Source organism: Haloferax mediterranei ATCC 33500, from assembly GCF_000306765.2.
Taxonomy (GTDB): Archaea; Halobacteriota; Halobacteria; order Halobacteriales; family Haloferacaceae; genus Haloferax; species Haloferax mediterranei.
Window position 1 is genome coordinate 2,044,825 of record NC_017941.2, and the last position, 13,316, is coordinate 2,058,140.

Annotated in this window: 12 protein-coding genes; 7 read left to right on the forward strand and 5 right to left on the reverse strand. The window is 63.9% G+C overall.

The window, feature by feature from the left end; all coding sequences use genetic code 11:
• Positions 1-72: 72 nt before the first annotated feature.
• Positions 73-1,011, reverse strand: coding sequence for an isoaspartyl peptidase/L-asparaginase (locus tag HFX_RS10445; protein ID WP_004060086.1), 939 nt, complete (start codon positions 1,009-1,011; stop codon positions 73-75).
• 121 nt (positions 1,012-1,132) lie between these two features.
• Between HFX_RS10445 and icd the strand changes: the two genes are divergently transcribed.
• Positions 1,133-2,392 carry an isocitrate dehydrogenase (NADP(+)) gene (gene icd / locus HFX_RS10450; protein WP_004060084.1) on the forward strand — a complete coding sequence of 420 codons (1,260 nt, stop codon included), beginning with the start codon at positions 1,133-1,135 and terminating at the stop codon, positions 2,390-2,392.
• 104 nt (positions 2,393-2,496) lie between these two features.
• Here icd and HFX_RS10455 read toward each other — a convergent pair whose 3' ends face one another.
• Both HFX_RS10455 and HFX_RS10460 read right to left on the reverse strand, forming a co-directional pair.
• Positions 2,497-2,955: a hypothetical protein gene (locus tag HFX_RS10455; protein ID WP_049917510.1), complete on the reverse strand. Its 459-nt coding sequence runs from the start codon at positions 2,953-2,955 to the stop codon at positions 2,497-2,499.
• A gap of 193 nt (positions 2,956-3,148) precedes the next feature.
• Complete coding sequence (locus tag HFX_RS10460) at positions 3,149-3,649, reverse strand: hypothetical protein (protein WP_179955380.1); 501 nt, start codon at positions 3,647-3,649, stop codon at positions 3,149-3,151.
• Between the two features lie 198 nt (positions 3,650-3,847).
• On the opposite strand from HFX_RS10460, the gene HFX_RS10465 reads away from it, so the two are divergent.
• Complete coding sequence (locus HFX_RS10465) at positions 3,848-4,387, forward strand: DUF5817 domain-containing protein (RefSeq protein WP_004060080.1); 540 nt, start codon at positions 3,848-3,850, stop codon at positions 4,385-4,387.
• A gap of 40 nt (positions 4,388-4,427) precedes the next feature.
• On the opposite strand, the gene HFX_RS19695 is transcribed toward HFX_RS10465, so the two are convergent.
• Together HFX_RS19695 and hmgA are read right to left on the reverse strand one after the other, a co-directional pair.
• Positions 4,428-4,628, reverse strand: a complete 201-nt coding sequence (locus HFX_RS19695) for a hypothetical protein (RefSeq protein WP_137685677.1) — start codon at positions 4,626-4,628, stop codon at positions 4,428-4,430.
• 577 nt (positions 4,629-5,205) lie between these two features.
• Positions 5,206-6,465, reverse strand: a complete 1,260-nt coding sequence (hmgA, locus tag HFX_RS10470) for a hydroxymethylglutaryl-CoA reductase (NADPH) (protein WP_004060079.1) — start codon at positions 6,463-6,465, stop codon at positions 5,206-5,208.
• A gap of 129 nt (positions 6,466-6,594) precedes the next feature.
• On the opposite strand from hmgA, the gene HFX_RS10475 reads away from it, so the two are divergent.
• From HFX_RS10475 to HFX_RS10495, 5 genes are all read left to right on the forward strand, one after another.
• The gene (locus HFX_RS10475) at positions 6,595-8,208 is read left to right on the forward strand and encodes an amidohydrolase (protein ID WP_004060078.1); all 1,614 of its coding nucleotides are present in this window, start codon (positions 6,595-6,597) and stop codon (positions 8,206-8,208) included.
• Between the two features lie 359 nt (positions 8,209-8,567).
• Positions 8,568-9,740 carry a quinolinate synthase NadA gene (gene nadA / locus HFX_RS10480; RefSeq protein ID WP_004060077.1) on the forward strand — a complete coding sequence of 391 codons (1,173 nt, stop codon included), beginning with the start codon at positions 8,568-8,570 and terminating at the stop codon, positions 9,738-9,740.
• Complete coding sequence (locus HFX_RS10485; RefSeq protein WP_004060075.1) at positions 9,737-11,254, forward strand: L-aspartate oxidase; 1,518 nt, start codon at positions 9,737-9,739, stop codon at positions 11,252-11,254. Before nadA ends, HFX_RS10485 begins: the two co-directional genes overlap by 4 nt.
• The gene (gene nadC, locus HFX_RS10490) at positions 11,241-12,047 is read left to right on the forward strand and encodes a carboxylating nicotinate-nucleotide diphosphorylase (protein ID WP_004060073.1); all 807 of its coding nucleotides are present in this window, start codon (positions 11,241-11,243) and stop codon (positions 12,045-12,047) included. Before HFX_RS10485 ends, nadC begins: the two co-directional genes overlap by 14 nt.
• 60 nt (positions 12,048-12,107) lie before the next feature.
• Positions 12,108-13,307, forward strand: a complete 1,200-nt coding sequence (locus HFX_RS10495; RefSeq protein WP_004060071.1) for an MFS transporter — start codon at positions 12,108-12,110, stop codon at positions 13,305-13,307.
• The last annotated feature ends 9 nt before the right edge of the window (positions 13,308-13,316 follow it).

A 13,316-nucleotide genomic window follows, 5' to 3' on the forward strand; every position in this document is an offset into this window, starting at 1 on the left:
CACGGTTACAAAAACGAATTGCTTGGCTGTGTGGCATCGTCTCCACACCCGGTGGACATCCCGAGTGACAGCCTACCGAGACGCCGTGCTCGTCTGCATTTCGTCGGCGTTGAACGCCGAACCGAATCCCTCGTCGTCGAGGAGGATGACGCCCGCGGACGAGCCGGTGAGCTCGCCGAACTCTTGAATCGCGAGGTCTGCGGCGGTCTGTGCGTCACAGCCGCGTTCGACGTGGCGGACTGCTCGGCGAGCGAGCGTCACGCGAGCGATGTCTTCGCCCGCGCCCGTCGTGGACGCGCCGCCCGCGGGAGAAGCGTAGAAGCCGGAGCCGATTTGCGGCACGTCGCCGACGCGTCCGGCGAGTGCGAACCAGCGGCCGCCGGTCGAAGTCGCGGAGGCGAACGTCTCGCCGTCCGTGGCAACCGCGCCGACCGTATCGTGGCCGGGGAGGTCAGCGTCGTGCGCCGAGCGGTCGAGACTGCCGGGAGAGAGGCATCCGTCGCTCGCTTTCGCTGTCGGGTCACTCGTACTGCCACCGAAGCGGTCGGCGAGCCACGAGAGGTGCTCCGTGGGCGAACCCTCGGGCGCATCGGCCGCCTCCCAGCGCTCGCGGGTATCCTCGGTAAACAGGTCGACGCCCGTTTCGACGCCCACGTCGGCGGCGAAGTCCACTGCCGGTTCACCCGACAGGAGGACGTGCGGCGTCTCTTCGAGGACCGCCCGAGCGACTGAGACGGCGTGTTCGACACCGGTCATCCCCGACGCAGCGCCCGCCTGCCGGTCGCTCAGCATAATTCCGGCATCGGTTCGGACGACGCCATCCGACTGCACCGCGCCGCCGACACCGGCGTTGAAGCGGCGGTTCGATTCGAGAACACGTACCGCAGATTCGACCGCAGAAAGCGGGTCCGACTCGGCGACGCCGGCGTTTGCTGCTTCGTCGAGAACGTCCTGCCGTGGCTCCGGTTCGTCGGGAATCTCGCCCGCGCCACCGTGAACGATAATACGCATACGAGGGTGCTATCGGAGGGTCTGTGTAAACGTATCGAACGAGCCGTGTTCAGGCGAGATTTGCGAATCGGCGGAGAGAACGGCAGGACTTTTACATCGTACTCAAAATCCCTCATTGTTCATGAGCTACGACCAGATTGAGGTTCCTGCAGACGGCGAGAAAATCACGGTCGATGAAGAAACGGGTGAACTCTCTGTTCCTGACAACCCGATTATTCCGATTATTCACGGGGACGGAATCGGAACTGACGTCGGCCCGGCCGCACAGAAGGTCCTCGACGCTGCCGCAGAGGCAACGGGGCGTTCTGTATCCTGGATGCGAGTCTACGCCGGTTCATCTGCCCGCGACAAGTACGACGAAAACCTTCCCGTAGACACGGTCAGCGCCATCCGCGACCACCGCGTCGCCATCAAGGGCCCGCTCACGACGCCGGTCGGTGCAGGCTTCCGCTCGCTCAACGTCGCGCTCCGCAAAAAGCTCGACCTCTACGCGAACGTCCGTCCGACCTACCACCTCGACGGTGTCCCGTCGCCGGTCAAGAACCCCTCGGCGATGGATATGGTCACGTTCCGTGAGAACACCGAAGACGTGTACGCCGGCATCGAGTGGGAAGCCGGTACCGACGAAGTCCAGCAGGTCAAGGAGTTCGTCGAAGACGAGATGGGCGCAGAGGGCGTCATCCACGACGGTCCCGTCGGCATCGGCATCAAGCCCATCACCGAGTTCGGGACGAAGCGTCTCGTCCGCGAGGCAATCGAGTACGCCATCGAGAACGACCGTCCCTCCGTCACCCTCGTCCACAAGGGTAACATCATGAAGTTCACCGAGGGTGCCTTCCGTGACTGGGGCTACGAACTCGCAGAAGAGGAGTTCGGCGACGTCACCATCACCGAAGACGAACTTTGGGAGGAGTACGACGGCGAGCGTCCCGAGGACAAGATTGTCGTCAAGGACCGCATCGCCGACAACATGCTCCAGCAGCTTCTCACCCGCACCGCCGACTACGACGTCATCGCCACGATGAACCTCAACGGCGACTACATGTCCGACGCCGCCGGCGCACAGATTGGTGGTCTCGGCATCGCACCCGGCGCGAACTTCGGTGAGGGCCTCTGTCTCGCAGAGCCGGTCCACGGCTCCGCGCCCAAGTACGCAGGCGAGGACAAGGTCAACCCGACCGCGATGATTCTCTCCGGCCGTCTCATGTTCGAGTACATGGGCTGGAAGGACGCCGGCAAGCTCATCCGCGACGCCGTCGAGAAGACCATCTCCGAGGGCGACGTCACGTACGACCTCCACCGCCAGATCGAAGGCGGCAACAAGCTCGCAACGAGCGAGTACGCGGACAAGGTCGTCGAAAATATTCACGAATTAGCGTAAACTAATTCGTGGGTCTGCCGAGCTTTGCTCGGCCACTATTCACGAACTCGCGTAAGCCAACGAACTCCCTTCAGAGGCTGTTTCTGGCCTCAATTTCTCCGCTTTCACAGCCGGTTCGGGTCCCGCCGTAACGTCGCAACCCGGTCCCACAGCGGCCGAACGATACCGAAGACGACAGCACCGGCAGTGTCGGCGACGATGTCGATACCCGTGTCTTCGAGATAGAACGAGAGCGACCAATTGACCCAGAAGTCGGTGAAGAGTCGCTCGTACACCTCGAACCACGTCCCGATGGCGGCGACGGCCATCGGAAGGACGACGAGAAGCGCGAGACGCGACCGAAGCAGTCGCGGTTCGAGGACGTACAGCACCGCCGCAACGCCGAACCCGGATGCGGCGTGGACGAAGATGTCCCACCACCAGATGCGGGTGTAGAGGAACAGCGCCATGCTCGTAAAGTGCGTCGCGGTCACGAGGGTACCCCACACGGCGACGACGGCCATCTCTCGTGGACGGTCCTCCCACCGCGAGAGCACCATCTCGTCCCACACCCGCCTCAGCATTCGAGTCGGAGCAAGCGCTGTGCGCTGAGCGAGCTGCATTGCATCTGACTCTGAGTGGTATTGACAAACGGTCGCATAGAAGAGTAATGGAGAATCTGTAATATGTACGTTACTCCCGGGGAAAACAGGTTCCGGCTTAAATTAATATCCCACGCAACCGAGTTTCAGCCGAGAGTCAGTCCGAACGGCCGACTCAGTCGGTCTCAGACTGCGGTTGCTCGCCGCCATCGGACCGGAGTCGTTTGGATGGTTCTGTTGAAGCCGCCTCCAGTTTCGAACCGACCGCGACCGTGGGCCGTCTGGTGAGACTGTTGACGAAGGCGACGAACACGAGTCCGCCGAGAACGTCGACGACGAGGTCGACGAGAGTGTCTTCGACGTAGTACGCCATCGACCAGCCGTACCAGAAGTCCTTGAACAGGTATTCGTACACCTCGAATCCTGCGCCGATAGCGAGGATGAGAGTGCCGACGACCACCGGCGCGCGAGTATCCTCGAATAGTCGCGGAAAGACCAGGAACAGGACGCCTGCGACGCCGAATCCGGAGAGCGTATGGGTGAGAAGGTCCCACCACCAGAGTTTCGTGTAAATATCGTACGCGAGACCTCCGAAGTGGAGCGCGCTGACGAAGACCGCCCAGACACCGACGAATACCCAGAGCCACGGCTTGCGTGCGAGTTCGCGGCGATTCATGGTCACCTGTGGCTCGCTTCCGTGGGTGGTGTGTTCGACGTGCTGGACGCTGTCCATGGAGGATATACGCGGGGAGAGGGCATAGTTGGGGACTACTGTCAAGTGAGTAGTGATACTCCCTTGATAAATGCTTTCTCCTAAGAGTTTCCTCTCAGCAGGTCCCGAACGTTCAAATTCGAAGCGGCGAAATGCACGGCTATGTACGCGGTCGTGGGGTGTACGGACTGTGCGAACATGTGGTTGCTCTCGGACCCACGAGAGTCGAAGACAGCGACGTGTCCGCGCTGCGGCAGGCGACACCAGACGAAGAAACTCAGGCACTTTTTCGAGTCGGAGGACCGGGACGCCGCCAGACAGGCGCGCTCGGCCCTCTTGGCGAAGAAGCACGGCGACAGTGAGGCGTTCGCGGAGGTTGCACACGTCTCGGAACTCGACCGGCAGGTCGACGAATCGGGCGTCGACGACCGCGAATATCTCGAAGGGTCGGGTCTCGACGCCGACGAGGTGTTCGAGGCGGGCGAGAAGGCAACACAGGGTCGAAATTCGGCGACGGGGTCGGCCGACCGCTTGACCATCGTCCGCGAGGCGATTCAGGACGGCGACCGACCGACTGAGGAGGAAATCGTCGCCGCCGCGAGCGACCGAGGCGTCCCGGAAGAGCGCGCTCGCGACCTCCTCGACAAACTCCGACGGCGCGGAGAAGTGTCGGAATCGCGGGGTCGACACCGCTTGCTCTGACCAGCGGCGACTCGGTGGTTCGGTAGTTCGGTGGGTGGACTCAGAGTACACCGAGGAGTTTTGCGACCGTCAGACCGGACGCGACGATTCCCAACGTCAGCTTCACCAACTTGAGCGCGAGGGCGAGTCGCCGCACCTCGTCGTGTTCGTCGGACGATTCTGTGCCGGTGCTGAGGCGAGGGACAGACATGGGAGGGGATGGGATGTGGACACGCCCGCGGGTGCCCCCCGACGGACGCATTTTAATCGTTCTGCCGGGACGGGAGTAAAACCGAGCCACGGATGCGGAGTGAAAGTGAAAGTGGACGAGAGACTACCAATTTAGCTGACCAATGGGCTGTAAAGCACTCACGGCCGCCGATTCAAAATCATACGCCGAGTGAAAGTAAAGACGCAGATGTGTGCTGTTCGGAGTGCTGCTCGGACTGGAATCTCTCCCGAACGCGTTCAATCAGACCGGTTCTGTACCATGTCCTCGTCGCCGCCCTCAGAACAGAATGCTATCGTAGGCGGCCGTCGCAATGCCACCAATCACCCGTTCGCAGTGCGGGCAAACAACCAACTCGGAAGAGCCAGTGCTACTTTCGCTTATTCGCAGGAATCCGACTTTATCGTCGGTAGTTATTCGCTTGTCACACTCGGGGCAGCGCGCACTATCGACAAATGTAAATCCTATGTATAGTTTTGAGAACCGACACGATATGGTATCTTCTCAATACTTTTTCGGGGTGACCCCGCGTCGAACGACCGAGTACACGCGGCGTGTCTGTTCTCGGTGGCTGTTGTGGCTGTTCCGCCGAGTAGCCTCCTACGCCGCCTTACCGACCGAGGTCGGCGTGCGCGCTGGAGAGGTGCCGCGAGGCGAGCGCGGAGAGAAGTGAGAGTTCGCCAGCGAGCGAGCCGACGGCGATTGCTTCCGCGAGCGCGTCGGCGTTCGAACCCGCCGGGTCGCCGCCGCCGCGGACGCCGAGGATGTCGAGGCCTTCGGCTTGGGTCGGGAGCTTCGTCCCGCCGCCGACGGTGCCGACTTCGAGCGAGGCGATAGAGACGGAGACGTAGAGGTCGCCACCGGACTCCGTCCGGTGAGCCTCCGAGTCCCCCGACTCGGAGACGCCCTCCTGTACCTCGGCGGTCGTGATGGCGTTCGCGCCCTCGACGACCTGCGCTTCGTCCTGCCCGGTAGCGAGGAACATCGCGGCGACGACGTTTGCGACGTGGGCGTTGAAGCCGAGGCTCGCGGCCTTCGCCGAGCCGATGAGGTTCTTGCGCGTGTTGAGTTCCGCGATGGCCTCGGGCGTCGTGTGGAGGCGCTCTTCGACGACTTCCCGCGGGATGCGCACGTCGGCGGTGACGCTGCGGCCGCGGCCTTCGACGGCGTTGATGGCGGCGGGCTTCTTGTCGGTACAGAGGTTGCCCGAGAGGGCGACGAGGGAGGCGGTCGTCTCTTCTTCGACGAGGTCACACGCCGCACCCGTGGCGATGGTCACCATGTTCATCCCCATGGCGTCCTTCGTGTCGTAGCGGAAGCGCAGGTAGACTGAGTTGCCGACGACGTAGGGCGTCACGTCGAGGAGTTCGCCGTGGTTCGTCGTCTCCTCGGCGGCGTCTTTCAGCGCCTCGAAGTTGTCGCGGGTCCACGAGACGAGGGCTTCGGCCTCGGCGACGTCGGCGACGCGGAAGACCGGCGCGCGGGTCATCCCGGACTTGAGGACGCGAGCGGTCGCGCCGCCGGCGCTGTTGATGACCGAGCAGCCGCGGTTGACGGATGCGAGAAGCGCGCCCTCGGTGGTTGCGAGCGGGAGGTACTTCTCGCCGGAGGCGGCACCGCCGTCGATGGTGACGGGACCGGCGACGCCCATCGGTACCTGAATCGTGCCGACCATGTTCTCGATGGCCGTCTCGGCGTCTTCGGCGGGGAAGCCGTAGTTCCCGACCGAGTCGAGCGACGCACCCGTGTCCTCTTCGACGAGGAGGCGGCGAGCCTCAGTGGCGGTGTCGGCATCGGCGTGTGCTTCGAGTTCGTGAAGGCGGAGTTCGCCCGCTCGAACGCGGTCGGCGAGAGACGCAGCGTCTGTCATGCTCCGACGTTTTCCGCGCCGGCCCTAACGGTTTCCGGTTCTGTGGATGGCACAGTCGTAACTGGGAGTCGGGCACTCGACTTCGCTCCTTCCCGAACGATTTTGCCCTCCCGCATCGGGGTCGAATGTATGACTGCGGCAGCGGACCTCGTACTGACGAACGCCGAGGTACACACCCTCGAATCACCGGACGAGACCCACGAAGCGGTCGCTATCCGCGGTGGCGAGATTGTCCGCGTCGGCCGCGCCTACGACGTAGAACTACTCGTTGGTGTCGAAACGACCGTCATCGACTGCGAGGGCCGAGTCGTCCTCCCCGGATTCATCGACGCCCACACCCACCTCCCGATGGTCGGCCGGTCGCTCGTCCACGCCGACCTCTCGGGAGCTGATTCGGCCGCGGAGGCTGTCGACCTGCTCCGCGACCGAGCAGCCGAGGTTGGTGACAGTGACGGTGGCTCCGACGCCGTGGATTCGGAGGCTCGTCGGACAACGTCCGGCGGTGACTGGGTGCTCGGGTTCGGCTACGACGAGAGTACGTGGGACGAATCGCGCTACCTCACCCGCGAGGACCTCGATTCCGTCTCCGAAACGGCTCCAGTTGTCGCCTTCCGCGAAGACCTCCACACCGTCGGCGTCAACTCGGTCGTCCTCGACCGCTACGGCGACGAGATGCCCAGCGAGGGCGTCCAGACCGAAGGTGGCGAGCCGACGGGGGTCGTCGTCGAGGAGGCGGTCGACGTGCTCTGGGAAGCGACCGAACCAGACCGTGAGGAGATGACGAAACTCGTCCGCGCGGCACAGGAGTACGCGACCGCCCGCGGAGTCACCGGCGTCCACGACATGGTCCGTGGCTCTCGCGCTCCCGAAGTCTACCGCAACCTCGCCGCCGCGGGCGAGTTAGACCTCCGCGTCCGAATCAACTACTGGTCGGACCACCTCGATTCCCTACGCGAGATTGGCTTGCGGACGAACCACGGTAGCGACCTCGTGCAGGTCGGCGCGATAAAGTCGTTCACCGACGGAAGCTTCGGCGGCCGAACCGCGAAGCTCTCCGAACCGTACACTGACGCCGATACCAACGCCGCGGAGGAGGACGAGAGCGGAACGGGCCAGTGGGTCGTCGCCCCCGACGAACTCCGCGAGTTGGTCGCCGGCGCCGACGAGTCGGGCTACCAATTCACTGCCCACGCTATCGGCGACGTGGCTATCGACACTGTCCTTTCGGCCTACGCGGAAACGTCGGACCCGGAGACCGCCCGCCACCGTGTCGAGCACGTCGAACTCGCCTCGGACGAGGCCATCGAAGCGTTCGCCGAGTTGGGCGTCGTCGCCTCCGTCCAGCCGAATTTCCTGAAGTGGGCCGGTGAAGACGGACTCTACGATGCCCGACTCGGCGACCGACGCCTCCGGACGAACCGCTACCGCGACCTGCTCGACGCTGGTGTCGACCTCGCGTTCGGGAGCGACTGTATGCCGCTCGGCCCGCTTTTCGGTATCGACCTCGCCACCGACCACCCGAACCCCGACCAGTCGCTCACCGTGACCGAAGCGCTTCATGCGTACACGTCCGGGGCCGCTTACGCCGGATTCGACGAGGACCGACTGGGAACCATCGAAGTCGGTACCGCCGCCGACCTCGTCGTCCTCGACGAGTCGCCGTGGGAAGCCACGTCGATTCGAGATATCGACGTTTCGTTGACTATCGTTGACGGTCGCGTCGTCTTCAACGACCGAGCATAACGCGCCCCGCTCGCTCGTCCCGCCCGTCTCGCCTGCTCCGCCCGACTCGCCTGCTCCGCCCGACTCGCCTGCTCTGCCCGACTCGCTTGGTTCGCTCGTGCCGTTCGTTCTGTTTCAGCTCGCTTACTTCTGTTCGTCCCTCCTGTCCCACGTACCCTGTGCGACCAAACGGCAACTCATTTTGAAGAAAATTCTTCTTCAACGAGCGAACGCTGCTTTTCGCCACCTAACAACGATTCGTGTCATATATCACGTCCTAATACGGCCTATAGGAGAACTCCACGTCTCTTTGAGCAGTATTGAAGAAAAATATTTTTCAATATGGCCTACTGATAGTGAGCCAATCGTGGTGAAAATTCGTGGTTGAATTAGAGTCGGTCGGGTTCGAGTCGGATCTCAGTCTGTTCAAATACGACACGTTCGAGCAGCTTCCGGAGAGCCACCGAGACCTCGACGAGGAAGAACGTTCTCAGCGCATCGCCGCCGCCCGTGAACAACTCGGTGACCGAGTTATCGTCCTCGGGCACAACTACCAGCGCCGGGAAATCGTCGAGCACGCGGACTTCATCGGCGACTCCTACGAACTTTCGAAGCGCGCTGCCGAGTCGGACGCCGAGTACGTCGTTTTCGGCGGCGTGACGTTCATGGCGGAAAGTGCGGATATCATCACCGACGACGACCAGACGGTGATTCTCCCGTCGATGGAGGCGTCCTGTCCGATGGCGGGGATGGCCGAGGCGGTACAGGTCGACTCCGCGTGGGAGGAACTCGTCGACGGAACCGGCGGGAAAGACATCATCCCGGTGACGTACATGAACTCCTACGCCGACCTGAAGGCGTTTTGTGCCTCCCACGGTGGTCTCATCTGTACGTCCTCGAACGCCACCGACGCCTTCGAGTGGGCCTTCGAGCGGGGCGACGCCGTGCTCTTCCTGCCCGACAAGCATCTCGGACGCAACACGGCCAACGACCTCGGCATCGAAAACGTGGTCGAGTGGGACCCGTGGGCTGGCGGCGTCGCAGGGGCGGAGGAAGAACTGAACGACGAGGGTGATGAACTCCCCGGCCTCGACGACGCCGACCTCGAAGACGCCGAGGTCATCCTCTGGGACGGCTACTGCCAGGTCCACGAGCGCTTCGAGGTCGACCACGTCGAAGACGCCCGCGACGCGGGTGCGAACGTCGTCGTCCACCCCGAGTGCCGCCCGAGCGTCGTCGCGGCCGCCGACGAAGTCGGTTCGACGAGCCACATCTGCGATGTCATCGCCAACGCCGACCCCGGCGAGACGTGGGCCATCGGGACCGAAGTCCACCTCGCGCGACACCTCGCGCGCTGGCACCCCGAAGTCGACGTGCGCCCGCTCTGTGGCGACGCCTGTATGGACTGCAACGCCATGCGGCAGGTCGACCCCAACTACCTGACGTGGGTGCTCGAAGAACTGGCCGCGGGCCGCGAACCGAACGTCGTCGAAGTCGCGCCCGAGGAGAAAGAACTCGCCGCGGTCGCACTCGACCGCATGCTCGAACTATGAAGACCGACGTATTGGTCGTCGGGTCGGGAATCGCCGGGTGTGCCGCCGCGCTCGCCGCCTTCCGCGAGGGTGCGGACGTGCTGGTCGTCACGAAAGCAACCGAACCCGAAGACGCGAACACCGACTGGGCGCAAGGCGGCATCGCGGTCACGCAGTCGAAACCCGATGCGTTCGCCGAGGATATCCGCCGGGCGAGCGACGACACCGCCGACCCGGAGGCGGTCGACGTGCTCGTCTCAGAGGCCCGTGAGGTCGTCGAGAACGTGCTCTTGGACACCCTCGGCGTGGAGTTCGACACCGCCGGCGACGACTTCGACCTCGCCCGCGAGGCGGGTCACTCGAACCGCCGCATCCTCCACGTCGACGCTAGCACCGGAAAGTACGTCCTCCGTCCGTTCCTCGAACACCTCTCCGACCACGACGGCGTGCGTATCATCGACGACGCGATGGTCCTCGACCTCGTGAGCGACGAAGGCACCGTCCGCGGCGCAACCGTCCTCACCGACGACGGCGTCGAACCCGTATTCGCCGGGGCGACAGTCCTCGCAACCGGCGGTATCGGCGCGTGTTACGCCCAGTCGACGAACCCGTCGGGCGCGACCGGAGACGGCGTCGCGATGGCCGCCCTCGCGGGTGCGACCGTCTCGGACATGCAGTACGTGCAGTTCCACCCGACCGCGTACGACCCGGAAACCGACCCGTCCGCCGAGGAGTCGGCGCAACCGTTCCTCGTGAGCGAAGCCGTCCGCGGCGAGGGTGCTGTCCTGCGAGATGCCGACGGTCGGCGCTTCATGCCCGATGTCCACGAGGACGCCGAACTCGCACCCCGCGACGTGGTCTCCCGCGCCGTCGCTCGCGCCCGCGACCAAACCGGCCGAGTCGTCCTCGACGTCTCCGACATCGACTTCCGCGAAGCGTTCCCCGACCTCGCCGACCTGTGCGACGACCGCGGCGTCGACCTCGACGCCGGGATTCCAGTCGCTCCGAGCGAGCACTTCCTCTGTGGCGGCATCGCCGTCGACAAGCATGGGCAGACCTCGCTCGACCGACTGTTCGCCGCCGGTGAGTGCGCCCGAACCGGCGTCCACGGCGCGAACCGCCTCGCCTCGACGAGCCTTCTCGAAGGACTCGTCTGGGGCACCCGCGCTGGCGAGACGGCGGCAGCGCAAGGTCGTGGAAACGCGACTGTCGTCGAATATTCGCCGCCGCGAGATTCGGACCCGGCGCTCCCCGACGCGTTCGCGGACGCGAAGTTTGCTCGCCTCGGCAAGACGATGGACGAGTTCGTCGGCGTTGAGCGAACCCCGGACGGACTCGAAACCGCTCGGTTGCGGCTCCGCCGCTTGAAGGGCGAGGTCGACGCCTACGCCCGAACTCGCGTTTCGAGGTCGCTCTACGAACTCCGGAACGCCTGTATCTCGTCGCTTCTCGTCGCCCGCGCCGCCGCATCCGCACCGTCAGCTGGCTGTCACTCGCTCTCCGATTCGGAGGTGACTGCCAGTGCTGACGACTGAGACGGTCGAACGATGGTTGGCCGAAGATATCGGCCACCGGGACGTGACGAACCACGTTCCCGGTGAGACGACCGGACGACTCGTTGCAAAAGAATCGACGGTCGTCGCCGGACTGGACGCCGCGGTCGCGGTCTTCGACTACCTCGGAGTCGAGGCCGAACGGACGGTCGAAAACGGTGAGTCGGTCGACGCTGGCGACGTGGTCCTGCGCGCCGCAGGCGATGCACAGAACGTCTTCCGTGGAGAGCGCGCCGCGGCCAACGTCGTCGGCCACGCCTCGGGAGTCGCGACCGCGACCAGAGAGGCGGTCGACATCGTCCGAGAAGTATCCAACTCGGCTCGTGTTGCTGCAACCCGGAAGACGACGCCCGGTCTGCGCGGAGTCGAAAAACGGGCCGTCGTCGCCGGTGGCGGCGACACCCACCGACTCACGCTGTCCGGGATGGTCATGGTGAAAGACAACCATATCGCGGAACTCGGATTAGAGCAGGCGGTTCGACGGTTCGCCGAACGGAAATCGTTCGCAACGAAACTCGAAGTCGAAGTGGAGTCACCGGAGATGGGCGAGCGTGCCGCGGCCGCCGGTGCCGATATCGTCCTCTTCGACAACCTCCCACCCGAACGCGTCCGCGAAGGTGTCGCCCGGCTACCGGACGATGTCATCTCGGAAGCCAGCGGCGGTATCACGCTAGAAACGCTCCAGTCGTACGCGGAGACCGGCGTCGATGTCGTCTCGATGGGGTGGCTCACACACAGTGCGCCGAGTTCGGATTTCTCGTTTAGAACAGGGTGATACCTCCCTGACTGTCACCGAACCGCCACGTTCATAACCGCGTGCAAAGTGGGTCGCACGATGACCGACCAGCGCACCGTCCGCGACTTCTCTGTGACTCCGGTCGCGAAGTATTACGCCTACAAGACGACTGAGTACGTCTCGTTTACCGCGGCGATTTGGATTCTATTCGTCAGGTCGCAGGGTCTCTCGTTTGCTGAAGTCGGTGCGCTCAACAGTATCTGGTGGCTCGCGCTGGTCGCCGGCGAGATTCCGACCGGGTACCTCGGTGACCGACTCGGCCGCCGGTCCGCGATGTCGTTGGGCACGGCCATCATCGCCATCTCGACAGTTGCGATGGGGCTGTCGCAGACGTTTCTCCAGTTCGCCGTCGTCTACGCCGCGTGGGCAATCGGCCAAACCTTCAGGTCGGGCAGCGACGATGCGTGGCTGTACGACCTACTGGAGGAAACGAGCGAGACACACGAGTTCGCCAATGTTCGCGGGCGAGCCACCGGAATTGGCCTCGCAATCGGGGCCGTGACGACACTCGCTGGCGGCGTACTCGCCGACGTAGCGAACTACTCGGTTCCCTTCTTCGCCACCGCAGTGGTGACAGCGCTCGGCATTCCGGTTCTGCTTTCGGTTCCCGAAACGGGTGACGGTGGCGGCGACTTCACCCCGCGGAAGGCGATTCGCGTCATCCGAAATCGACTGACTCAACCCCCACTTCGGAGCTTCGTGGTCTACTTCGCGCTCCTGTTTGGCGTCGTCAACATGGCGTACATCCTCGACCAGCCGATACTCCGTGCTGTCGCAGTGGACCTTGGTATCCCCGAGTCAGCGACAAATACGGCCGTGAGTACCTCGTATGCCGCCTTCTCGATTATCGCGGCGGGGGCAACCTACCGTTCCGGGTGGATTAGCGACCGACTCGGCGTCCGACGGTGGTTCCTCGTCTCGCCGCTTCTCGTCGCCGTGTCCTACGCCGTGCTCCCAATCTTCGGTCCACTGGCGTTCCCGGTATTTGCCGTCGTTCGCGGCGTAAACAACGTCTCGGGCGTCCTCGGAAACCAGTACATCAACGACCGTGTCGACTCGGTTGGGCGCGCAACCGTCCTCTCCGCCGCCGGGATGCTCTACTCGCTCGCCGTCGTTCCGTTCGAACTCGCGGGTGGTGTCGTCGCCGACGTGGTCTCTCCAACCGGCGCACTCGCCCTATTCGGCGGGGTTCTTGCGGTCGGTGCAGGCGTGTTGTGGGTTGTCGAACGCCCAATCTGAGTTTTCTTG